At 71.3% G+C, this 24,417-nt stretch carries 11 protein-coding genes (1 of these 11 running past the window's edge); 2 read left to right on the top strand and 9 right to left on the bottom strand.

Features of this window, described 5'->3' with window-relative positions; genetic code table 11:
• Positions 1 to 58: 58 nt before the first annotated feature.
• The 6 genes from G4D85_RS46040 to G4D85_RS46015 form a co-directional block, all read right to left on the bottom strand.
• Positions 59 to 976: an isochorismatase family protein gene (locus tag G4D85_RS46040; protein WP_164021048.1), complete on the bottom strand. Its 918-nt coding sequence runs from the start codon at positions 974 to 976 to the stop codon at positions 59 to 61.
• 12 nt (positions 977 to 988) lie between these two features.
• Positions 989 to 2,638, bottom strand: coding sequence for a (2,3-dihydroxybenzoyl)adenylate synthase (locus G4D85_RS46035; protein ID WP_164021047.1), 1,650 nt, complete (start codon positions 2,636 to 2,638; stop codon positions 989 to 991).
• Positions 2,635 to 3,834, bottom strand: a complete 1,200-nt coding sequence (gene dhbC / locus G4D85_RS46030; RefSeq protein ID WP_164021045.1) for an isochorismate synthase DhbC — start codon at positions 3,832 to 3,834, stop codon at positions 2,635 to 2,637. Before dhbC ends, G4D85_RS46035 begins: the two co-directional genes overlap by 4 nt.
• 165 nt (positions 3,835 to 3,999) lie before the next feature.
• Positions 4,000 to 4,773 carry a 2,3-dihydro-2,3-dihydroxybenzoate dehydrogenase gene (locus G4D85_RS46025; protein ID WP_164021043.1) on the bottom strand — a complete coding sequence of 258 codons (774 nt, stop codon included), beginning with the start codon at positions 4,771 to 4,773 and terminating at the stop codon, positions 4,000 to 4,002.
• Between the two features lie 174 nt (positions 4,774 to 4,947).
• Positions 4,948 to 6,528, bottom strand: a complete 1,581-nt coding sequence (locus tag G4D85_RS46020; protein ID WP_164021041.1) for an adenylate/guanylate cyclase domain-containing protein — start codon at positions 6,526 to 6,528, stop codon at positions 4,948 to 4,950.
• Positions 6,529 to 6,596: 68 nt separating this feature from the next.
• Positions 6,597 to 7,553 (bottom strand): cyclic nucleotide-binding domain-containing protein, encoded by a 957-nt coding sequence (locus G4D85_RS46015; RefSeq protein WP_164021039.1) that lies wholly within the window; start codon positions 7,551 to 7,553, stop codon positions 6,597 to 6,599.
• Between the two features lie 236 nt (positions 7,554 to 7,789).
• Between G4D85_RS46015 and G4D85_RS46010 the strand changes: the two genes are divergently transcribed.
• Positions 7,790 to 8,470, top strand: a complete 681-nt coding sequence (locus G4D85_RS46010) for a Crp/Fnr family transcriptional regulator (protein ID WP_164021037.1) — start codon at positions 7,790 to 7,792, stop codon at positions 8,468 to 8,470.
• Between the two features lie 28 nt (positions 8,471 to 8,498).
• On the opposite strand, the gene G4D85_RS46005 is transcribed toward G4D85_RS46010, so the two are convergent.
• The 3 genes from G4D85_RS46005 to G4D85_RS45995 are packed head-to-tail and all read right to left on the bottom strand — an operon-like array spanning position 8,499 to position 11,801.
• Complete coding sequence (locus tag G4D85_RS46005) at positions 8,499 to 9,689, bottom strand: OmpP1/FadL family transporter (protein ID WP_164021035.1); 1,191 nt, start codon at positions 9,687 to 9,689, stop codon at positions 8,499 to 8,501.
• A 17-nt stretch (positions 9,690 to 9,706) separates the two neighbouring features.
• On the bottom strand, positions 9,707 to 11,329 hold the full coding sequence (locus G4D85_RS46000; RefSeq protein ID WP_164021033.1) for a PH domain-containing protein: 1,623 nt from the start codon (positions 11,327 to 11,329) through the stop codon (positions 9,707 to 9,709).
• The gene (locus G4D85_RS45995; RefSeq protein WP_164021031.1) at positions 11,319 to 11,801 is read right to left on the bottom strand and encodes a PH domain-containing protein; all 483 of its coding nucleotides are present in this window, start codon (positions 11,799 to 11,801) and stop codon (positions 11,319 to 11,321) included. Before G4D85_RS45995 ends, G4D85_RS46000 begins: the two co-directional genes overlap by 11 nt.
• Before the next feature lie 230 nt (positions 11,802 to 12,031).
• Here G4D85_RS45995 and G4D85_RS49085 point away from each other — a divergent pair.
• Positions 12,032 to 24,417, top strand: part of the annotated coding region (locus G4D85_RS49085) for a non-ribosomal peptide synthase/polyketide synthase (protein ID WP_420821757.1) (this coding region is incomplete at its 3' end). The annotated region continues 15,598 nt past the right edge of the window; 12,386 of its 27,984 annotated nt are in view.

The raw sequence follows: 24,417 nt of genomic DNA, 5'->3' as shown, positions 1-24,417 counted from the left end.
GGAGGTACTCCCTGAAGGTGAAGCGGCGAGGAGCGCGGAGGGCTCCGCGCTGCGAGAATCAAGAGGGGTGGAGGGCGCGGCCCTGGGACGCGGGCGGTGCGGCCTGGGACAGCAGCGTGAACCAGTCCGAGAGCGTGGGGCGCTCGGCGAGCTCCACGAAGGTGACCTCCGTGCCGGCGCTCCGCCAGCGCTCGACCAGGCTCATGATGCGGATGGAGTCGAGCCCGCGCTCGAGCAGGTTCTCCTCCTCGCCCAGCTCCTCCGCGGACTGCTGCAACAGCTCGGCGACGTCCTCGCGAATCTTCCGGCGGCTGAGCGGTGCGGCCGCCTCGGCCGGGCGAGGCCCGAGCGCGTCGATGGCCTGCTGGGTGGTGAGCGTGACGGCGCAGAGCTGCGCCGCGTAGCTCAGGGCGAGCTGGTGGTGGGCCAGGGAGAAGTCACCCAGGGCATCCGCCACGAGGAACGGCCGCACGTCGCTCATGAACGCGTCGCTGGCCGTCTGCAGGCAGCCGATGTGGGCGTAGATGCCGCAGATGAGGAGCTGGTCTCTCCCGCGCTCGCGCATCAGCTCGTGCAGCTCGGTCTTCCGGAACGCGCTGTAGCGCCACTTGGTGAGGAGGATGTCGCCCTCGCCCGGAGTCAGCGCGTCGATGATCTGCTTCTGCTCCGGGCCGGCGTTGATGCCCGGTCCCCAGAAGTCCTGCAGCAGGCCGCGCTGCTCGGGCGTCTGTCCGCCGGGCTGCGCCGAGTAGACGATGGGGATGTCCAGCGCGGCGCAGTGCTGGCGCAGCCGCTGGATGTTCGCCACCAGCTCGGACACCGGCGACTCGCCGGCGGTGAAGGCGTTGATGAAGTAGCGCTGCATGTCGTGAATCAGCAGCGCGGAGCGCCGGGGCTCGGGCGTCCAGGAGACCTTGTTCCTGGGCAGGTCGGCCGTGCCGGGCATGGGGTAGGGAGTGATGGCGGGGAGCGCCATGGAGGGGTCCTTTCAGCGCGGAGAGAGGGGAACGGTGCTTCCAGCGGCGGCGCGGGAGAGCGCGTCACGCAGCGACTTCTTGCTGACCTTGCCGACCCCGGTCTGGGGGAAGGCGTCGATGAACTCGACCCGGTCGGGAATCTTGAAGGCGGCCAGTCCCCGCTCGCGCAGGAACGAGGTGAGGACCGTCGCGGCCGGCGGGGCGCCGCGAGGAATCACGAACGCGCAGGTGCGCTCGCCCAGGAACGCATCGGGGATGGCCACCAGCGCGGCGTCATGCACGGCGGGGTGGGCGAGCAGGTGGTTCTCCACCTCCTCGGCCGCGATCTTCTCTCCGCCGCGGTTGATCTGGTCCTTCACGCGGCCGTCCACCACGAGGTAGCCCTCGGGCGTCATCCGGACCAGGTCGCCGGTCCGGTAGAAGCCGTCGGCCGTGAAGGCCCGGGCGTTGTGCGCCTCCGCCTTGTAGTAGCCGCGGATGGTGTAGGGCCCGCGCGTCAGCAGCTGGCCGAGCTCACCGGGGGCCACTTCGCGGTCCTCCTCGTCGACGATGCGAAGCTCGTCGTCCGGAGAGATGGGCCGCCCCTGGGTGGTGACGACGAGCTCCTCGGGGTCGTCCAGGCGGGTGTAGTTGACCAGGCCCTCGGCCATGCCGAAGACCTGCTGCAGCGTGCAGCCCAGCGTGGGACGCACGCGCCCGGCGGCCTCGTTGCTGAGCCGGGCGCCGCCCACCTGCAGGATGCGCAGGCTGGACAGGTCGTGCCGGCGGGCCTTCGCGGCCTCCAGCCAGATCATCGCCAGCGGGGGCACCAGCGCAGTGAGGGTGACGCGCTCGCGCTCGATGAGCGGGAAGGCCACGTCGGGGCTGGGGTGCAGCGCCATCACCACGGTGCCGCCCGCGTAGAGGGTACCGAGCACTCCCGGCGAGCTGAGCGGGAAGTTGTGCGCGGCCGGCAGCGCGCACAGGTACACGCTCGACGCGTCCAGCTGGCAGATGTCCGCGCTGGCCCGCACGCTGTAGAGGTAGTCGTCGTGGGTGCGGGGGATGAGCTTGGGGACTCCGGTGCTGCCCCCCGACAGCTGGAAGAACGCCACGTCTCCGGACCGGGGCCCCGGCAGCGGGACGGGCTCGGCGTACAGGGCGCTCAGCGGCGTGAAGGGGCCCGCGTCCCCGGCGACGATGACGTGCCGGAGGGTGGGCACCTTTCCACGGACGTGCTCGGCCAGCTTGAGGTAGTCGAAGCCACCGTGCCGGTCGGCGATGACGTAGGCGACCGCCTCGGTGAACTCGCAGAAGTAGCCAATCTCCGCGCCACGGTGCGCCGGCAGCGCGAACACCGGCAGCGCGCCGAGGCGGAACAGCGCGAAGCACACCTCGAAGAAGGCCGCGGTGTTGGGCAGCTGCACCACCACGCGATCTCCCGGCTCGATGCCCAGGGCGAGGAAGCCCGCGGCCAGCCGGTCGGCGCGCTCGTCGAGCTGCTGGTACGTCCAGCGCTCATTCCCCGCGACGACGGCGGTGCGCTCGCCATGGCGCCGGGCCCGCTCGCGCAGCAGCTGCCCGAAGGTCTCTCCGCGCCAGTAGCCGGCTTCCCGGTAGCGGGTGGCGAAGGCCTCCGGCCAGGTGGGGCAGCCCGGCAGGGGAAGGGCAGGGGACGTCATGGCTGGGCCTCGGCGACCTGGCCCAGGCCCATCGCCTGGAGCATGGTGCGGAACTTCGCCTCGGTCTCCGCCAGCTCGGACTCGGGCTTGGAGCCGACGACGATGCCGGCGCCCGCGAAGAGCCGCAGCGAGCGCTCGTCGGCCTCGGCGCAGCGGATGGTCACCGCCCACTGGCCGTCACCGCTCGCGTCACACCAGCCCACGGCGCCCGTGTAGTAGCCTCGCTCGAACGGCTCGATGGAGCCGATGGCCTCGTGCGCCAGCCGCGTCGGATAGCCGCACACCGCCGGTGTCGGGTGCAGCGCGGCGGCCAGCGTCAGCGAGGAGATGGACGGGTCGATCAGCTCGCCGACGATGCGGCTCGACAGGTGCCACATTGTCGCGGTGCTGACGAGCGACGGGCCCGCCGGCACGTCCAGCGTCTTGCAGTACGGGCGCAGCGCCTCCGCGACGGCGTCGATGACCACCGCGTGCTCATGGAGGTCCTTGGGGGAGGTCAGCAGTGCCCGGGCCCGCTCCTGGTCCTCCAGCGGGTCCGCGCTGCGCGCGGCCGAGCCCGCCAGCGGATTGGCGAGCACCTGGAAGCCCGAGCGGGAGACCAGCAGCTCCGGGCTCGCGCCAATCAGCGTGCGGCCGCCGGTGGCCCCGTTCCGCCCCGGGGGCAGGTCCACGGCGAACGTGTAGCCGGAGGGGTTGCGCCAGGCCAGGTTGCGGAGCAGCTGCCGCAGGTCGATGGGCGTGCTCGCGCTGAGGTGCAGCGAGCGGGACAGCACCACCTTTTGCAGGGGCCCGCTCTGCATCAGCGTCAGGGCCCGCTCCACGCCGTGGAGGTACGCGGCGGGCTCCGGCACCGGCTGGACGGTGTAGTGCGCGCCGAGGGGGCGGTGCACGGGGACATCCTTGTCGAACACCAGCGGGCCCGCGCGCTGGATGGTCATCGGCACCACCAGCTGCGCGGGAGAGGTGCCGTCGAAGGGCACCGCGCCCACCACCACCGGGATGTCGTGGTCGGCCTGCCGGGCGTCATCGAGCACCGCCCGGACGCGCCTGGGGAGGCGCTCCAGCGCATCCTCACCGACGCTGTGCGGAACGGTGGCGAACGAGCCCTGCGCCAGCATCGTCCGCCGGGGCGAGGAGAAGAAGAACGAGGACCCGGCCTCGTAGCTCTCAAGCAACTGCGCGGCGAGCTTCACCATTGCCAACCTCCTGCTCCGGGAGTCAGCACCGTGGCTCCCTCATGACCTGGGACGGGGGATAGTGTTTCGACAATAGAATTAGGAATCATTCTCAATTTCCACTGAGAGGAGCGCCGCTGCCAGGCGCGAGAGGAACAGGGGCGGGGTGTCGATGAGGGGATGGAGCTAGGCGCCCAACGTGGCGCCGCCGTCGACGCAGAGGTCGTGCATGGTGATGTGGCGGGCGCCCTCCGAGACGAGGAACCGCACGGCCTCGGCGATGTCCGCGGGGTTGGCAATCCGGCGCAGGGGGATGCCCACGCGGAAGGCCTCGGGCGAGCCCTCGATGACCGCCTGGGCGCCGTGCTCGTCCGCCCACAGCGCACGCTGCATGGCGGTGTCGGTGGAGCCGGGGGACACCACGTTGCAGCGGATGCCGTGCTGGGCCAGCTCCAGCCCCAGGCACTTGGTGAACATGCTCGACGCGGCCTTGGAGGCGGCATACGCGGCCATCTGCATCCTGGGCACACTGGAGGCGTTGGAGCCCACGGTGACGATGACGCCCGTCCGACGCGGCACCATGCGCCGCGCGACGGCGCGGGACATGTGGAAGACGCCATGGGTGTTGACGGCGAACGTGGTCGCCCAGTCCGCGTCGCTGAGCGACACGACCGGAGCCACCCGCAGCACCCCGGCCACATTCACCAGGATGTCGATGGGGCCCTGCTCGCGCTCGACGCGCTCGACGACGGCTTCCACCGCGGCGCTGTCGCTCACGTCGGCACGCCAGGCCGAGGCCTGACACCCGCGCGCGCGAAGGTCCGTGACGAGGGCGGCGAGGCCCTCCTCATTCACATCGAGTGCGGCGATGGAGGCGCTGTCCGCCAGCGCCCGCGCCACCGCCGCTCCAATGCCCTGTGCGGCACCTGTGACTAGCGCCACCCTGGAATGCGTCCCCATCGGTGCTTCTCACCTGTTCTTCCGGAAACGGCCGGACGAGGAAATATTACGAAATGAAAATGGTTATCATTATCGTTTTCCCGTTAGATGCCATGGGGTGGCAGCAGTGTCAAGACTCCAGGCACACCGCGGGTGTCATCGCCGTCGGGCGTTCGCCACGGCGGGGCGCGCGCGTCAGGTGTTCCAGCGCACGCGGTAGAGCATCAGCGGCGCGTCCTTGCCCTTGACGGGCGTTGGCGGCAGGGGCTCCAGGGGCCAGCGCCGCTCCGTCAGCAGGTCGTACGTGCTCTGGGTGATGAGAATCTCACCCGCGCCGGCGGCGCTGCACACGCGGCTGGCCACGTTGGTGGTGTCACCAATGGTGGCGTACTGCAGGAAGCGCTTGGAGCCGATGTTGCCCGCCGCCACCGGGCCGCTGTTCAGGCCGATGTGAATCCACAGCTCCACCTGCTGTCTCGCGCGGCGCTGCTGGTTGAGCCGCTGGAGCTCCTGCTGCATCCGCACGGCGGCCCGCAGCGCGCGGTCGGCGTCGTCCGGATGGGAGAAGGGCGCGCCCCACGTCGCCATCAACGCGTCGCCGATGTACTTCTCCAGCGTTCCCTCCTGCTCGAACACGATGTCCGCCATGATGGGGAAGTACGCGTTGAGCATGTCGACCACCTCGGTGGGGCGCATCGTCGAGGACAGCTGCGTGAAGCCGCAGATGTCCGAGAAGAGCGTCGTCACCTCCGCCTCCTTCGCCCCCAGCTCCATCACCGTGGAGGACTGCTCCAGCCGCTCCAGGGCGCTGGGCGGGAAGAAGCGCTGGTAGTTGTTGCGGCGGATGGCCTCCTGCTCGATGCGCCGGTACAGCATCGAGTTCTCCAGCGCGATTCCCACCTGGTTGGCGAAGGAGGACAGGAACTCCAGGTCCTCCTGTGAGAAGCGCTCCGGACGCCGGAGGTTGTCCAGGTAGAGGACGCCCAGCAGCTCCTCGCGCGCCTTGAGCGGAGCGCACATCGCCGCGTAGATGGACTGCTGGACCACGGAATCGGCGGTGTCCAGGCGCGGGTCCAGCCGCGCATCCGCGAAGAGCGCCGCGACGCCGTGCTGCTGCACGTACGTGGTGATGTGCCGGCTGTAGACCTGCGACAAGTCTTTGGAGCCGTCCGAAGTCCGGGCCACGTGCGGCCGCAGCAGGCCCGAGCCCTTGTCCACCAGGAGGATGACCGCGCGGTCCACCTCGAGCACCTGGAACACCAGCTCCAGCGAGCGCTCCATCAGGCTCTCGATGGTGCCCGGCGAGGAGAGGAACTGGCTCACCTTGAGGAGGATCTGCAGCTTGTCCCTGTCCCGCTCCGCCACGGGCGTGGTGCCCAGCTTGAGCGCGGAGGAGCGGTGCGGGTCCTGCGCTCCGAGCAGCTCCTGGATGGACACCTGCGAGAGCACGCGGGACTCGTGGGTGAGCATGGGGCTCACCTGCGTCGCCTGGGGGTCGGCAATCAGGCGGAAGGTGACCGCGCCACAGCTGAAGGTGTCTCCGGGCTGGAGCTCCTGGCTCCCGATGCGCGCCGCGCCGACGAAGGTGCCGTTCTTGCTCTGCAGGTCCGTCAGGACGACCTTGCCGTTGGTGGTGTCCAGCCGCGCGTGCTGGCGCGACAGGCTGCGGTGGAGGACCGAGATTTGATTCTCCACGTCGCGCCCGATGAACGTGATGCCCTCGCCGAGCGGGAAGGCCTGCTCGTCGGAAAGCCCCGGGTTCATGACAATCTGCATGGCGTGCACGGCCCCTCCACCGCGGTGATGGCCACGTCGCCGCGCCGTGGCCACTCGCGCCGTGTCTATCACAAGCCCGGGAGTGCCTGCCGTGGCCGCGTCAGCAACAGGGCGGTACGGCACAGTCGCTCGGCACCCATCCGCTGCAGCTCTCGTCGCAGCTCCGGCTCGGCCGCCAGGAGCTGCTCGAAGGCCTCGCGCTCCAGCTTCAGCAGCAGGCACGGGGTGGCCGCCCGCACCGTGGCCGTCACCAGCTTGCTGCGCAGCAGGGCGACTTCGCCAAAGACATCTCCCTCCACCAGCTCGGGGTACGGCGACTCATGGCCATCCAGGTGCTGGTGGAACACGGTGCACCGTCCGCGCAGGAGCAGGTACAGCGCCTGCGCCGGCTGGCCACGGGTCAGGATGGCCTCGCCCGCGTCCGCCGTACAGGGCGTGAAGGCCTCCTTCACTGTCTGGAGCAGCGGCTGCTTCAGCCTGGCGAAGAGCGGGCTGAGGCGCAGCAGGTGCGGCACCACCTCCAGACGCGACTCCGAGGTGGAGCCCCCGTGCGCCAGCGCGGGCGGAGCCGCGGATACGGGAGGACGCGGCACGGCTTCGTCCTCGGGCGGGGGCAGCCCGCGCCGGACTCGGAGCTCCGCCAGGAAGGCCCGGGTGCGCTCGTGGCCCGGGTCCAGTTGGAGGATGACCTTGCAGAGCGCGAGGGCCCGCAGCATCCAGCCGTGCTGATTCCAGGCGCGGGCGGCAATCTCATACTCGGCCACCGCCTCGCGGGTCCTCCCCAGCCGTTGCAGGACCTCGGCGACCTTCTGCCGGCAGGAGGGCTCGTCCGGCGCCACCGCCACCGCCTCCCGGAACGCCGCGAGTGCGCCCTCCAGGTCTCCCGAGACGAGCAGGTCCGTGCCCCGGTTTCGCGCCTCCCGGGGCGACGGCTTCTCCTCGTCCCCGTCGTACGCCGTGAGCGGTTTGGACCTGGAGGAGGGGGCCTGGGGCGCGAGGGCGGCCGATGCGGTCTGTCTGGGCATGGTGGCGGTCCGGTCTCTCACTGCGAGGTTGAGGGCCACGTTAGGCCTTGCCCGGTGTGCGGGCTGTGAAGCAGTTCACTCCCTCGCCGTGAAACCGAATACAGGCTTGAAAGCGAGATCCATTCCGACATTTCACTGTCATCTACTTGTATGGAATTGCCGAGCCTGGATAGATGTACAAAGCTTGAGTAGCCGGCAAAGCGGGTTCCAGTACACGCGATCCGAGGGGTGCTTCCGTGTCCTATTCACAGCTTCTGGCCCAGGTCTCCATGTTCGAGCAGCTCGAGGGCGAGGACCTCGAGCAGCTGTCCGCGCTCCTCCGCACCCGGCGCTATGCGAAGGGGGAGGTCATCTTCCACCAGGGAGACGTGGGCAGGGCCCTCTACGTCATCCGCAAGGGAGAGGTCGCCATCCGCCTCAGCTCACCGGATGGCAAGGAGGTCATCCTGGCGCTGCTCGACCGCGGAGACTTCTTCGGAGAGCTGGCGCTCCTCGACGGTGAGCCGCGCTCCACCGATGCCGTCGCGCGCGAGGAGACGGACCTGCTGTCCATCCAGCGCGAGGACTTCCACGCCTTCCTGAACGCGCGCCCCAAGGTCGCCCTGGGCCTGCTGGCCAACCTGAGCCGGCTGGTGCGGCACGTGACGCAGCTGGTGCACGACACCACGTTCCTGGATGCGCGGGCGCGCCTGGTGCGCGTGCTGCTGGAGCTGGCGCGCAACCAGGGCCAGCAGGGCAGCGAGGGGGTCGTCATCCCGCAGAAGCTCACGCAGACAGAGCTGGCCAACCTGTGCGGCCTCACCCGCGAGAGCACCAACAAGTGGCTGCGCTTCTATGTCCGCGAGGGCTTGCTGTCCTACGAGGGAGGGCGCATCACCCTGGTCCATCCCGGGAGGCTCGTCCGCGAAGCGGAGTGAGCCCCCTCGGGGCGGGGAGGGAAGCCCACTACATCGAATAGCCGAGCGTCACGCCGAGCACGTGCGCGGAGCCGGAGTAGGTGCCGTCCATTCCCGGCGCCACGCTCTCCGTGTCCGCGAGGATGACGAGCTGGTAGGCCGCGTCCGCGCGCAGCCTGCCCAGGGTGTAGCCGGCGCCCAGGCTGAACTTGTAGCGGTCCGCGTCCGGAAGGTCCGGCGTCAGCGTCTCGGCGGGGCTGGGCGACAGGTCCACCACGAAGCCGGCGCGCAGCTGCACGGCCTGCGTCAGGCCGTACTCGGCGCCCAGGTGGTACTTCGCCTTGGCCACCCACTGCTTGGCCACCGGGTTGTTCAGCTCCGGGTTCTCCGGGAACTGGATGGTCAGTGACTGGAAGCTCGCCCAGTCCACGAGCTGGACGTCCATCGCCACCGTCAGCCGCTCCATGGGCGTGAAGGCGAGGCCCAGCGACAGCGTCGCGGGGAACTTCACGTCCGCCTTCACGTCCTGGTCCACCAGCCGCCGCTCGAACTCCGTCGGGATGTTCTGGAAGTCCGCGCTGCCCTCGAAGGTGGTGGACACCGCGCTGCGGTAGTGGACGCCGACCGTCAGCTCATCCAGCAGCACGGCCTGGAGGCCCGCGTTGAAGCCCACCCCCCAGGCGCCGCCGCCCAGGTGGATGGCGCCCTCGCTCTGGATGAAGTTCAGCGAGCGCTTCAGCTCCACCGTGCTGCGCACGATGTCCACGCCCACACCCAGGCGGATGGACTCGTGCACCTGATACGCGAAGGTGGGGTTGATGTAGTACGCGGCCAGGCTGGACTCGCGGCCCTTGAAGCGGCCCACGAAGCCATCCTCCCAGCGGCTGCGCGCGCCGTAGGGCGTGTACGCGCCCAGGCCGAACGCGGCCTTCTCGAACGGGCGGTAGACGACGAAGACGTGGGGCGGGGGCGACAGCGTCAGCTTCTGTCCCTGGGCCGCGCCACCCGTCGGGGTGAACTCCAGGAAGGGGAGGATGCCGGTGTCACCGACGGTGATGTCCAGCTTCTTCACGCCGAGGATGTTCGCGGCGTTGGAGTAGATGGCGGACGAGTCGTCCAACGCGGCGGTGGACGCGTTGCCCATGCCCGTCGAGCGTGCGCTGTGGGTGTCGATCTGGAAACCCGCGGCCTGGGTGGCACCGGCGGCGAGCAGCGTCACAAGGGAGAGCGTCTTCTTCATGGTGTGGGGCAGGGCAGTCACTCGGGAAAACGCGAGTATAGGCGGAAGGCAGGCTCGCTTGCAGCCGTTGGTGCTTCCCCCTGGCCAGTTGGCCCGGACCCGTCGGTGCGGTCCGGAGCCGCTCGCACTCCGCGTGGGGGAGCGCGAAGCCGGCGTGGCTCGGGGAGCGTGTCGATGAGCTGTCGCACCTCGTCCCAGCCCACGCACGGCAGGGTGACCTGGGAGCCCGCCACGTACACCTGGACATGGCCGATGCCATAGCCCCGCTCGAGCGGCCCCTGCACGGCCCTCACGGACTGGATGCGCGAGCGTCGCAGCACGGTGGTGCGCCGGCGCCAGAAACCCTGGCGGACGACCACCAGCCCCTCGGTGATGAGCCAGCCCTGGAAGCGCCAGTCGAACCAGGCGCCGAGGAGCTGGAGCGGCAGTAGCGCCCAGGCGAGCACGCCCCATGGCCAGAAGTAGATGCTCGCGGGCGCGGCCACCAGGACGCTCAGCCCCACCGCGCGGATGCGCGCGCGCAGGAGCGCCTTGGGGTGCGCGGGGCGCAGGGACAGCTCGCCCAGCGTGGAGGGGAGGCCGGGGATGAGCCGCTCGACGAGCGCCTCCATGCGGGCGGTGGGCACCACGGGCACCATCAGCTCGGCGCGCTCGGCGGGCTCGCGTCCGGCGCGCACGCCCGCGGTCTCCACCTCCACGGAGCCGAAGCCGAACGCGCGGCGCAGCAGGGGCTCGTCGAGCACGACCAGCTGGATGCGCTCGCGCCGCACCGTCACCTGCCGGCGGGTGAGGAGCCCACCCGCGGCCCGGAAGTGCTTCCCGGTATCCACCAGACGGAAGCCATGGAAGCGCAGCACCGCCAGCGCCACGTTCACCAGCCAGATGGCCAGCAGCCCCGCGACGATGGCCAGGACGGCGGAGACCCAGCTCATGCCGGGCCGCGCGAGCGCTTCCGACTGCGCCACCAGCCAGGGCAGCACCAGCTTGTGGAAGGCCTCCATCAGCTCGTTGATGGCGCCCATCACCACGGCGAGCACGCCCAGCCCCGTGGCCGTCGCGCCGTAGCGCAGCAGGTCGCCCAGCCGCATCTCCGCGAGGACCTCGCCCTCCGCTGCGCCGCCCGTGCTCACCGGCGCCAGCGCCGGTGCATCGCTGCCGCGCGCCACGTGCAGGGCGTCGATGAGGGCCTGCGCATCCTGGGGTGTGAGCCCGCGCAGGTGGCCCTCGGCCTTCTGCCCGGACGCGGTCTCCACCTTCAGCTCCACCAGGCCCAGCAGCTTCGAGATGAGGGGCTGGAGGACCTCCGTGTTCTGCACGCGCGCCGCCTCGATGAAGCGGGAGGTGCGCGTCAGGACTCCGGAGCGGATCTCCAGCTGCGCGCCCACCACGCGGTAGCGGAGTGTGGCCACCTCGTACAGCAGCGCGGAGACGCTGCACACCAGCAGGCCAATGACCAGGACCCAGGCGAACGTGGGCAGCCCTCCGTCGCGCAGGAAGAAGGTGGGCAGCATCGCGCCCAGCAGCGGGCGGCCCACGAGTCCGAGGACAGGGAACAGCGCCGCGAGCGGAGCCCGGGGGCTGAGCCGCTTCCACGGCACGTCGTCTCCGGCGGCGAGGGGCAGCGGTGTCTCAGACGACATCATCGGCCTCGCGCCGCACGAGCTTCTCGCGCAGGGCATCCGCCGTCTCTCGCGCGAGGCCTGGAATCTCTCCGTCCGCGCCGCCGCCGGAGGCCGTGTAGACCTGCAAGCGCGCCAGCCCCAGTGCCCGCTCGATGGGGCCCTGGTGCACGTCCACGTGCTGGATGCGCCCCGCGGGGATGGACACCAACTGCTGCACCAGCACGCCGTGCGCGATGAGCAGGTCGTGCTCGCGCAGGGCCCAGCCCCAGCGCCGATGCGCGCGCTGCGGATACCAGGCGACCAGCGTGAGCGTCACCAGCACCACCGCGCAGGGAAGCAGCCAGGCCCACCAGCCCACTTTCGTCAGTGACAGTACGAAGCCGGCAACCGTCGCCAGCACGCCATACACGGCGACGCGGATGAGTCCCGCTACGCGGAAGAGTGTGAGCGCGTTGGAAGGAAGGGCTTCGAGCGTGGGCGTGTCGGACATGTGAGTCCTCCGTGAGGCACCGGGAGTGTAGCCGGACCCAGCTTTTCGCGAGCGCGCGGCGACGCTACTTAGTCGTGCGAGCGCGACGGTTCCCGTGACCTGAGAAGGATAAGGGGGCTCCGTCGTTCACCCCACGCTTCAGGGCCCCCCGACCGGATTCGGAGCGCTCCTGGCTTATGCTCCCCCCGCTCTCCAGCGAAGCCGACAGGCTTTCACCCCCTCTGGCGAACATGCCCCCATTACTCGCGCGTCCCCCCCCGGCTGCGACCCTATTGGAGCTGCTCGACTCCCGCGCGCAAGCGCTCGGTGAGCGCACGCTCTACACCTTCCTGCAGGACGGCGACGATGACGTCGTCCTGAGCTACGCGGCGCTGGACTCGCGCGCACGACGCATCGGCGCGGCGCTCCAATCGTTGGTGGGCGCGGGCGAGCGGGCGGTGCTCCTCTACCCGCCGGGCATGGAGTACATCGCGGGCTTCTTCGGCTGCCTGTACGCCGGGCTGGTGGCGGTCCCCGCGTATCCGCCGGACCCCGCGCGGCTGGAGCGGACGCTGCCCCGGCTCCGCGCCATCATCCGGGATTCGCGCGCGAGCGTCGTGCTCACCACCGCCTTCATCCAGGACATGAGCGAGGCGCTCTTCGAGCACGCGCCGGAGCTGGCGGCGCTTCGCTGGGTGGCCACGGATGCGCTGCCCGAGGGAGTCGAGTCGGGCTGGCGGCGTCCGGAGGCCGCGGACGACACGCTGGCGTTCCTCCAGTACACGTCCGGCTCCACGGGTGACCCGAAGGGCGTGCGGCTCACGCACGGCAACCTGCTGCACAACCTGGGGCTCATCTCCCAGGCCTTCGAGGTGCGCGACGACAGCGTGGGCGTCATCTGGCTGCCGCCGTACCACGACATGGGACTCATCGGCGGCGTGCTCCAGCCGCTGTTCGCGGGCTTCCCCGTGGCGCTCATGTCGCCGCTCGCGTTCCTGCGGCGCCCGCGCTTCTGGCTGGAGTCGCTGTCCCGCTTCGGTGGCACCATCAGCGGTGGGCCCTGCTTCGCGTTCGACCTGTGCGTGCGCAAGGTGCCACCCGCTGAGCGCGAGGGACTCGACTTGCGGCGCTGGGAGCTGGCCTTCTGCGGCGCCGAGCCCATCCGCGCCGACGTGATGTCGCGCTTCACCGAGGCGTTCGCTCCGGCGGGCTTCCAGGGTGGGGCGCTCTATCCCTGCTACGGCCTGGCGGAGGGAACGCTGATTGCCTCGGGCGGGCGCAAGGGTGAGGGCATCCTCGCGCGGACCTGGGACGTGGCGGCGCTGGAGCGGAACGAGGCCGTGGAAGCGCCCGAAGGGCCCGGCTCGCGTCCACTGGTCGGGTGCGGCGGGCCGATGCCGGACCAGACGCTGCTCGTCGTGGAGCCCGAGACGCGGCGCCCATGCCCGCCGGAGCAGGTGGGGGAGATCTGGCTCTCCGGGCCCAGCGTGGCGCGGGGCTACTGGGACCGGCCCGAGGAGAGCGAGTCAATCTTCGGCGCAACGCTGGCGGAGGACGCGAGCGGGCAGCGCTTCCTGCGCACGGGAGACCTGGGGCTGCTGCGCGACGGCGAGCTGTTCGTCGTGGGCCGGAGCAAGGACCTCATCATCCTGCGCGGGCGCAACCTGCACCCGCAGGACCTGGAGCAGTCGCTGGAGCGCAGCCACCCCGCCTTGCGGCCCGGCTGTGGCGCCGCGTTCTCCATCGAGGTGGAGGGCGAGGAGCGGCTCGCGGTGATGTGCGAGGTGGACGCGAGCAAGCCCTGGACGCCGGACGAGGTGGTGTCCGCCGTGCGCCGTCGCCTGTCCGAGTCGCACGAGGTGCAGCTTCACACGCTCGTCCTGCTCGAACCCGGTGCGCTGCCCAAGACATCCAGCGGGAAGATCCAGCGCGGTGCCAGCCGGGCCGAGCTGCTCGCGGGGACTGCGCGGGCGCTGATGACCTGGAGCGAGACGGGGGAGGCGGTGCCTCCGGACGAAGTCGCGCTGGCCGTGGCCATGCAGCCTGTCACTGTCGAGGAGCTGGAGGCGTGGTTGCTGGGGCGGCTCGCCCGTCGGCTCCGCGTGTCACCCGAGTCGCTCGCGCGGGACGTGCCCATCACGTCCTTCGGCCTGGACTCGCTGGGCGCCGTCGAGCTGGCGAACGACCTGGAGTCCCTGGGCACCGTCCTCCGGATGGAGGTACTGCTCCAGGGGCCGACGGTGGCCGAGCTCGCGCGCACTCTCTTCGAGGCCCGTGGCGCGTCCGCGCTTCCTCCGCTGGTCCGGGGCGATGCGGAGACACCGGCGCCGCTCTCGTCCGCCCAGCAGCGACTGTGGCTGTTCGAGCGGCTCCAGCCGGGAAACCCGGCGTACCACCTGCCCGCGGCGGTGCGGCTCAGCGGCGCACTGAAGGAGGAGGCGCTGGAGTCTGCCTTCGCGGCGATAGCGGGCAGGCACCACGCCCTGCGCGCCACGTTCCGTGAGCAGGACGGCACGCCCTCGCAAGTCGCGCTTCCGGGCCTGGCGCCATGGCTTCGGCGGGTGGACCTTCGCGAGACTCCGGCGGCCGGGCGCGAGGTGGAGGCGCTTCGGATTGCCCGGGAAGAGGCCCGCGCGCCCTTCGACCTCGCGAATGGCCCGCTGTGCCGGCTCACGCTGGTCCGCCTGGACACGGACGACTCCCTGCTCGTCGTGGTGATGCACCACCTCGTCGCGGATGGCGCCTCGTTCGCCATCCTGGCGCGCGAGCTGAGCACCCTCTACGCGGGGCTCGTCGCGCGGGGGCAGGCTTCGTTGCCGCCCCTTCCATTCCAGTATCCCGACTTCGCGCGCTGGCGCCGCGAGCGGGACGAGGAAGCCGCGCGCTCCGCGTCCATGGAGTGGTGGAAGCAGCGGCTGTCGGGGGCGCCTCTGGCCCTGGAGCTTCCGGTGGATCACCCGCGCCCGCCGGTGCCGTCCTACCGGGGGGCGCGGGTTCCGCTGCACCTGCCCGCACACCTCACGGTGCGGCTGGAGGCGCTCGGCCGGAGCGAGGGCGCCACGCTCTTCATGACGCTGCTGGCGGCCTTCCAGGTGCTGCTGTCGCGTCACTCGGGGCAGGAGGACCTCTGCATCGGTACTCCTGTCGATGGACGGGAACGGGCGGGGCTGGAGGGGCTGATCGGGTGCTTCCTCGACCTGCTCGTCCTCCGTGGCTCGCTCGAGGGCGCGCCCCCCTTCCGCGAGCTGCTGAGGCGGACGCGGGACGTCACGCTCGACGCGTTCGCGCATCGAGGCGTGCCCTTCGAGCGACTGGTGGAGGCCGTCCAGCCCGCGAGGGATCGCTCGCGCGCGCCGCTGTTCCAGGTGCTGTTCGTGCTCCAGCCGGAGCCCGTCGCGGAGCTCGCGCTGCCCGGCCTGGAAGCCCGCCGTGTGGACGTCGACCCCGGCGCCGCGCCGTATGACCTGACGCTCTCGCTCACGCGCGGCGCGGAGGGGCTGGAGGGCTGGCTCGAATACGCCACGGAGCTCTTCGACGCCACCACCGCCACCCGATTGGCGCGGCGGCTCGTCGTGCTGCTCGAGGCCATCGTCGAGAATCCCGACCAGCGCAGCTCCGCGCTCCCGCTCCTCCCGGAGGCGGAGCTGCGCCGCGTGCTGGTGGACTGGAACGACACGCACGCGGACTTCCCCGATGCGTGCATCCACACCCTCATCGAGGCCCGTGCCGCGCGCACGCCAGACACCCTGGCCGTGGTCTGTGGCGACGAAGCCCTCACCTGGCGCGCGCTGGACCGGCGGGCCAACGCGGTGGCGTGGCGGCTGCGTGAGCAGGGCGTGGGGCCGGAGTGCATCGTCGGCTTCTGCGCGGACCGCTCGGTGGACCTGGTGGTGGGACTGCTCGGCATCCTCAAGGCGGGCGGCGCGTACCTGCCGCTGGACCCCGCCTACCCCGAGGCGCGGCTCGCGCTCATGCTGGAGGACTCCGCGGCGCACGTGGTGCTCGCGCACCGGCACCTGGCTTCCACGTTCCAGGCCCGTGGCCGCGCCGTGGTGCTGCTGGACCCGTCCGGCGGCCCCGAGGAAGTGGACTCGGCGCCCGCGAGCGGAGCGCGGCCCGACAACCTCGCGTATGTCCTCTACACGTCCGGCTCGACGGGCCGCCCCAAGGGCGTGCTGATTCCCCACCGCAACGTGGTCAGCTTCTTCACCGGAATGGACGCCCGCGTCGGCGCCACGCCGGGCACGTGGCTCGCGGTGACGAGCGTGTCCTTCGACATCTCCGTGCTGGAGCTGCTCTGGACGCTGTCTCGTGGCTTCAAGGTCGCCGTGCAGGGCGAGCAGGGCAGCCTGGCCGCCGCTCCGCGCCGTGCGCCGACGCCGCGTCGCAAGCCCCTGGGCTTCAGCCTCTTCTACTTCGCCGCGGATGAAGGGACTCCGGGCGCGGAGCGGTATCGACTGCTGATGGAGGGCGCGCGCTTCGCGGACCGCCATGGCTTCGAGGCGGTGTGGACGCCCGAGCGACACTTCCACACCTTTGGCGGGCTCTACCCCAACCCCGCGCTGACGAGCGCGGCGGTGGCCGCCGTCACCGAGCGCGTGGCCATCCGTGCCGGCAGTGTCGTCCTTCCGCTGCACCACCCGGTGCGCGTCGCCGAGGAGTGGTCCTTCGTCGACAACCTGTCCAACGGGCGCGTGGGACTCTCCGTGGCTCCGGGATGGAACGCGGAGGACTTCGTGCTCGCGCCGGAGCGCTACGCGGACCGCCGGGAGGACTCCCGCAGGAGCCTGGACCTCGTGCGGCGGCTCTGGCGGGGCGAGGCCGTGCGCCTGCCCGATGGCCTGGGCACGCCCGTCGACGTCCGCATCCGTCCCACCCCCGTGCAGCGGGAGCTGCCCATCTGGCTCACCGCCGCGGGCAACCCGGCCACCTTCCGCGAAGCAGGGCTGCTGGGCACGAGCGTGCTGACGCACCTGCTCGGCCAGCGCTGGGAGGAGCTGCGCGAGCGTATCATTATATATCGCGAGGCCTGGCGTGAGGCGGGCCACCCGGGCGAGGGGCATGTGACGCTGATGCTCCACACCTTCGTGGGGCATGACGGGGCGCGGGTGCGCGAGACGGTGGAGGCGCCGCTGCGCCGCTACCTCGGCAGCTCCGCGGACCTGATGCGCGGGCTGGGGCGCACGCTCGGGCTGGACCTGGAGCCGGGCTCCGTCCGGCCGGAGGACCTGGACGTCCTGGCGGCGCGTGCCTTCGGGCGCTTCTTCGAAGGCGGCGGCCTGTTCGGCACCCCGCGCACGAGCATGGAGCAGGTGGCGCGCCTCGATGCGCTCGGCGTGGACGAGGTGGCGTGCCTCATCGACTTCGGCGTGGACACCGACACCGTGCTGGCCAGCCTGACGGCGCTGGACGCCCTGCGGCAGCGCAGCGAGCGGGACTTCCGCCTCCAGGGACGAGAGGGTGGGACGGTGCCCGCGCAGCTCCGGCGGCACGGCGTCACACACCTGCAGGTGACACCCTCGCTGGCCCAGGCACTGCTGCTGGAGCCGGATGCACCGGGCGCGCTCGCGGGCCTGGAGCGACTGCTGGTGGGCGGTGAGGCGCTCCCGACGGAGCTGGCGTCGCGGCTGCGCGACAGCGTGGGCGGGGCACTCCTCAACATGTACGGCCCCACGGAGACCACCATCTGGTCCTCCACGCACCGCGTGGGCTCGGAGGCGGGGCCCGTTCCCATCGGGACGCCCATCGCCAACACCGCGCTCTACGTCCTGGACGCGGAGCTGCGGCCCGCGCCCATCGGCGTGCCCGGCGAGCTGTTCATTGGAGGCGCGGGTGTGGCGCGTGGCTACCACGCCCGACCGGAGCTGACGGCCGAGCGCTTCGTGCCGGACCCGTTTGGCCGCCACTCCGGTGCGCGGATGTACCGGACGGGAGACCAGGCGCGCTGGCGTGCGGATGGGACGGTGGAGTTCCTGGGCCGCGTGGACCACCAGCTCAAGGTCCGCGGGTTCCGGGTGGAGCCGGCGGAAATCGAGGCCGCGCTGGCGCGGCACTCCGACGTGGCGCAGGCGGTGGTGGTGGCCCGCGAGGACGTGCCCGGTGGGGCGCGGCTCGTGGCGTACGTGGTGCCCCGGCCGGGTGCGGTGCTCTCCGAGGAGGCGCTGCGCGCCTTCGCGCGGCGGACGCTCCCCGTGCACCTGGTGCCCTCCACCGTCGTGTCGCTCGGCGCGCTTCCGCTGACGCCGAACGGCAAGGTGGACCGCAAGGCGCTCCCCGCACCGGAGGACGTGCGCGAGCCGGCCCGGGAGTACATCGTTCCGAGGACGGACACGGAGCGCCGTGTCGCGGAGCTGTGGGCCTCGCTGCTGGGCGTGCAGCGCGTTGGCGCGGAGGACGACTTCTTCGCGCTGGGCGGGCACTCGCTGCTCGCCGCCCGGGCCGCGTCGCGGCTCCGTGAGTCCTTCGGTGTGGACCTGCCCTTGCGCGAGCTGTTCGAGGCCGGCACGCCAGCGGCCATCGCCGCTCGGCTCGACGCGCTTCCACGCGCGGGCTCCCTCATCCCCGCGCTGGTTCCCCGCTCGCGCGAGGGCGCGCTGCCGCTGTCCTTCGCGCAGCAGCGGCTGTGGTTCCTGGAGCAGCTCGAACCCGGCGGCTCCGCCTACAACGACGCGGTGGTGGTCCGCGTGGAGGGCCCGCTGGACGTGGCGGTGCTGGAGCGCTGCCTGCGCGAGGTCATCCGGCGCCACGGCATCCTCCGCGCCACCTTCCGCGAGGAGCAAGGCACCCCCGTCCAGCGCATCTCCCCCGAGGTGCGGCTGGTGCTGCAGCGGGTGGACCTGACGGCCTTCCCGGACGCCGCCCGCTCGGCGGAGGCCGAGTGGCGGTTGGCGGAGGAGTCTCTCCGGCCCTTCGACCTCGCGGCGGGTCCTCCGCTGCGCGCGCTGCTCGTCCACCTGGCGGAGGGCGAGCATGCGCTGCTGCTCGTGCTGCACCACCTGGTGTCGGACGGTGGCTCGCTGGGGGTGCTGGTGCGCGAGGTGGCGGAGCTGTACGCCGCCTTCTCCTCGGGGCGGGAGTCGCCGCTGCCAGAGCTGGCGGTGCAGTACGTGGACTTCGCGGCGTGGCAGCGGGAGTGGCTGCGAGGCGAGCTGCTGGACGTCGGGCTCGCGTACTGGCGGGCGCGGCTGACGAGTGCTCCGCGAGCGCTGGAGCTGCCCACGGACCATCCCCGTCCCGCGGTGCTCGGCGGACGGGGCACGAGTCGCGGCGTGCGCCTGGGCTCCGAGCTGTCCCAGGGCGTGAAGGCACTGGCCCGGCGCGAGGGCGCCACGCCCTTCATGGTGCTGCTGGCGGGCTTCTCCGCGCTGCTGTCCCGCCATTCGGGCCAGGACGACCTGTGCATCGGCTCACCCGTGGCCGGACGCAACCGGACCGAGGTCGAGGACCTCATCGGCTGCTTCGTCAACACGCTGGTCCTCCGGGTGTCGCTCGCCGGAGAACCTTCGTTCCGCGAGCTGCTGGCCCACGCGAGGGAGACGGTGCTGGGCGCCTTCGCCCACCAGGACACGCCCTTCGAGGAGCTGGTGCGGGTGCTCGCTCCCGAGCGCGACCTGGGGCGGAGCCCGCTCTTCCAGGCCATGCTGGTGGTGCAGGAGAACCCGCTTCCGGAGCTCTCCATGCCGGGCCTCCGGCTGCGCGTCCTGGAGCAGGAGAGCCGCACGGCCAAGTTCGACCTGCGGCTCATCGTCACGGACACGCCGGAGGGCTTCTCGGCGACCCTGGAGCTGAGCGCCGACCTGTTCGAGCCTGACACGGCCTCGCGGCTGCTCGGGCACCTGCGCGTGCTGCTGGAGGACGCGGTTCGCGATCCGGAGCGGCAGGTGCGTGACCTGGCGCTGCTGCTCCCGGAGGAGCGGCACCGGCTGCTGGTGGAGTGGAACGACACCTCGCGGCCCCGCGAGGAGCCCGCCGCCCTGCACCGGCTGTTCGAGGCGCAGGTGGACCGGACTCCGGACGCGGTGGCGGTGAGCTTCGAGGACGCGACGCTCACGTACCGTGAGCTGGACCGTCGCTCAAACAAGCTCGCCTGGCACCTGCGCTCCCTGGGCGTGGGACCGGACCGACTGGTGGCGGTGTGCGCCGAGCGCTCCCTGGAGCTGGTGGTGGGGCTGCTCGGCACCTTGAAGGCGGGCGGGGCCTACGTGCCGCTGGACCCGGAGTATCCGCGCGAGCGGCTGGAGTACATGCTCGCGGACGCGGCGGCACCGGTGCTGCTCACCCAGGCCGGGCTCGTGGAGGGGCTACCCCGGAGCGACGCGGCGGTGGTGTTCCTGGACCCGGAGTGGAACGCCGCGGAACACGAGCGCGAGGACCGGCCCTCGGTCCCCGTGGACGGCGCCGGGCTCGCGTACGTCATCTACACGTCGGGGTCCACCGGGCGGCCCAAGGGGGCGATGAACTCGCACGCCGCCATCTGCAACCGGCTCCTCTGGATGCAGGAGGCCTACGGGCTGGATGCGAGCGACCGGGTCCTCCAGAAGACGCCGTTCAGCTTCGATGTCTCCGTGTGGGAGTTCTTCTGGCCGCTGCTGACGGGCGCGCGGCTGGTGATGGCGAAGCCGGGTGGGCACCGCGAGCCGGGCTATCTGACCGACGTCATCGCCCGGGAGCGCATCACCACGCTGCACTTCGTGCCGTCCATGCTCCGGCTCTTCCTGGATGCGCCAGGGCTCGCGGAGTCCTGCGCCAGCCTGCGGCGGGTCTTCGCCAGCGGTGAGGCGCTGCCGCCAGACCTGAGAGACCGCTGCCATGCGTCCCTGGGGGCGGAGCTGCACAACCTCTACGGCCCCACGGAGGCCGCGGTGGACGTGACGGCGTGGGCGTGTGTCCGCGAGGACCGGCGTCCCCTCGTGCCCATCGGCCGGCCCATCGCCAACACGCGGATGTACGTGCTGGATGCGCGACTGCGCCCGGTGCCGATGGGCGTCGCCGGCGAGCTGTACATCGGCGGTGTCCCGCTGGCGCGCGGCTACTGGCAGCGGCCGGAGCTGACGGCGGTGCGCTTCGTGCCCGACCCCTTCGGGGAAGGAGCGCGCCTCTACCGCACGGGCGACAAGGCGCGGTGGCTGCGGGACGGCACGCTGGAGTACCTCGGCCGCGAGGACATGCAGGTCAAGATTCGCGGCCATCGCATCGAGCCGGCCGAGGTGGAGGCGGCGCTGCTCGCGCTTCCGGACGTGCGTGAGGCGCTGGTGGTGGTCCGCGAGGACGCGCCAGGCGACAAGCAGTTGGTGGCGTACGTGGTGCCCAGGGAGGGGAAGTCGCTGGAGGGAAGCGGGCTCCGAGCGGAGCTGGAGCGGCGGCTGCCCTCGTTCCTGGTGCCGCGGGTGGTGGTGCTGGCGGGGATGCCGCTGCTGCCCAATGGCAAGGTGGACCGCAAGGCGCTGCCCGCGCCGGTGGCTGAGCTGAAGAGGGACGCACATGCCGCGCCGCTCACGCCGGTGGAGCAGCTGCTCGCCGGCTTCTGGAGCGACGCGCTGCGGCTCCCGTCCGTGGGCCGGCACGACAACTTCTTCGAAGCGGGCGGTCACTCGCTGCTGGCGATGCGGCTCGCCGCGCGGGTTCGTGAGGCCTTCCGCATCGACCTGCCGGTGCGTGAGGTCTTCGAGTCCCCGACGGTGGCGACCCTGGCGGAGCGGTTGGCGCGGACGGTGGCCATCGCGGGGGCTCCGCCACCTGCGCTGAAGCGGAGGGCCCGGGAGGGCGCCGTGCCGCTGTCGTTCGCGCAGCAGCGGCTGTGGTTCCTGGCGCTGCTGGACCCGGCGAACACGTCGTACCACCTGTGGGCGCCCGTGCGGCTGACGGGCCCCCTGGACGAGGCCGCGCTGGAGTCGAGCTTCGGGGCGCTGGTGCACAGGCACGAGTCCCTGCGCACGACGTTCGACACGGAAGGGGGCGTCCCCGTCCAGGTCATCACTCGCGACGTCTACGTGCCGCTGGAGATCGTGGACCTGGACAGGGTGCCGGAGGACGGCCGTGAGGCGGCGGTGAAGGCGCGGGTCGAGGCAGAGGTGCGGCGGCCCTTCGACCTGGAGGATGGCCCACTGCTCAGGACGACGCTGCTGAAGCTGTCGGAGCAGGAGCATGTGCTGGTGCTCGTGATGCACCACATCGTCTCCGACGGCTGGTCCATGGGCATCCTCGTGCGCGAGGTGGCGGCGCTGTACGAGGCGATTTCCCAGGGCCACCCGACACCGTTGCCGGAGCTGTCCGTGCAGTACGCGGACTACGCGATGTGGCAGCGCGAGTGGCTGAAGGGCGAGGTGCTGGAGTCGCAGCTGACGTACTGGCGCCGGCAGCTCGCCGGGGCGCCCCGTGCGCTGGAGCTGCCGACGGACCGGCCGCGTCCGGTGATGCAGTCCTTCCGCGGTGCGAACCTGCACGTGCTGTGGCCGAAGGCGCTGTGGCGTGACGTGGAGGCACTCGGTCGGCGCGAAGGGGTGACACCGTTCATGGTGTTGCTGGCGGCCTTCCAGACGGTGCTCGGACGGCACGCGGGGCAGGAGGACGTGTGCGTGGGCGCGCCCACCGCGGGTCGCTCGGACTCCGAGACGGAGGGACTCATCGGCTTCTTCGTCAACACGCTGGTGCTGCGGACCCGGCTGGACTGGACCGCCTCCTTCCGCCAGTTGCTCGCCCAGGTGAGGGAAGTGACGCTGGGCGCCTACGGGCACCAGGACGTGCCCTTCGAGAAGCTGGTGGAGGAGCTCCAGCCGGGGCGCGATCCGAGCCGCAGCCCGCTGTTCCAGGTGACGCTGACGCTGCAGAACACGCCTGAAATCGACGTGCGACTGCGGGACCTCACGCTCCAGGTGATGGAGGCGGAAGAGCGCACGTCGAAGTTCGACCTGTCGCTGCTGGTGGAAGAGGTGAAGACCGGTGTCTCGACGCTGGTCAACTACAACAGCGACCTCTTCGATGCGGAGACGATGGGGCGGCTGCTGGAGCACCTGCGGGTGCTGCTGGAGTCCGCGGTGCTCCAGCCCGAGCAGCGGCTGGCGGACCTGCCGCTGATGGGCGCCCTGGAGCACCGGCGACTGGTGGAGGAATGGAGTGGCCAGAAGGTGGGCTACCCCCGAGAGCAGTCGCTGTCCGAGCTGTTCGAAGCCCAGGTGCTGAAGACCCCGGATGCGGTGGCGGTGGAGTACCAGGAGCAGCAGCTGACGTACGCGCAGCTGAACCGCCGGGCCAACCAACTCGCGCATCACCTGCGCGAGCTGGGCGCGGGTCCCGAGGTGCGGGTGGGGCTGTGCGTGGAGCGCTCCCTGGAGCTGGTGGTGAGCGTGCTCGCCATCCTGAAAGCCGGAGGCGTGTACGTGCCGCTGGACGCCAGCTACCCCGTGGAGCGGCTGGGGTGGATGAAGCGCGAAGCCGGGGTTGCCCTGCTGGTGACCCAGGAGCGGCTGGCGGACGAGGTGGCGGAGGGCGGAGAGGTCGTCTTCTGCGTGGACTCGCAGTGGGACGTCATCCTGCGGCAGCCGGAGGGAAACCTGCCCGCGCGAGTGGGCGGAGACAACCTCGCCTACGTGATGTTCACGTCGGGAAGCACGGGCCGGCCGAAGGGCGTCGGAGTGCCGCAGCGCGCGGTGTCACGGCTGGTGCTGGGAGCGGACTACGCGCACTTCGGGCCGGAGGAGGTGTGGCTGCAACTGGCGCCCATCTCCTTCGACGCGTCGACGCTGGAGCTGTGGGGCGCGCTGCTGCATGGGGCGAAGCTGGTGGTGTACCCGGCGGGTGTGCCCTCGCTGGAGGAGCTGGGCAGGACGCTTCAGCGTGCCGGCATCACCTCGCTGTGGCTGACGGCGGCGCTCTTCGAGCAGATGCAGGCGCGGCAGCCGGAGGCCCTGGCCCGGGTGAAGCAGGTGCTGGCCGGGGGTGATGTGCTGCCCGTCCGTCGTGTCCGCGAGCGGCTCGCGTCGGGCGTCGTGCTCATCAACGGGTACGGCCCCACGGAGAACACGACGTTCTCGGTGTGCTACCGGATGGAGGAGCAGGGGGAGTGGAGCGCCTCGGTGCCCATCGGCCGGCCGATAGCCAACACGTCCGCGTACGTGCTGGACGGGGCGATGCAGCCGCTGCCGACGGGGGTGCCGGGCGAGCTGTACGTGGGAGGCGAGGGCCTGGCCCGTGGGTACATGGGCCGGCCGGAGCTGACGGCGGAGCGCTTCGTGCCCAGTCCCTTCGGAGACGGCGAGCGCCTCTACCGCACGGGCGACGTGGTGCGCTGGAAGGCAGACGGGACGCTGGAGTTCATCGGTCGGCGAGATGGACAGGTGAAGGTGCGGGGCTTCCGCATCGAGCTGGGCGAGGTGGAGACCGCGCTGACGCAGCACGAGGGCGTCAGCGAGGCCGTCGTGGTGGCCAGGGAGGACGGCGCCGAAGGCAGGCGACTGGTGGCGTACGTGACGGCGAAGGGAGGCGCGGCGCTGGAGGCCACCGCCCTGCGCACGCACCTGAGGCTGCTGCTGCCAGAGTACATGGTGCCGCCCGCCTACCTCGTGCTGGACACGCTGCCCCTGACGCCCAACGGCAAGGTGGACCGCAAGGCGCTGCCGGCGCCCAAGGCGACAGGAACGGA

Source organism: Pyxidicoccus trucidator, from assembly GCF_010894435.1.
Taxonomy (GTDB): Bacteria; Myxococcota; Myxococcia; order Myxococcales; family Myxococcaceae; genus Myxococcus; species Myxococcus trucidator.
This window is presented reverse-complemented; position numbering and strand designations above follow the sequence as displayed.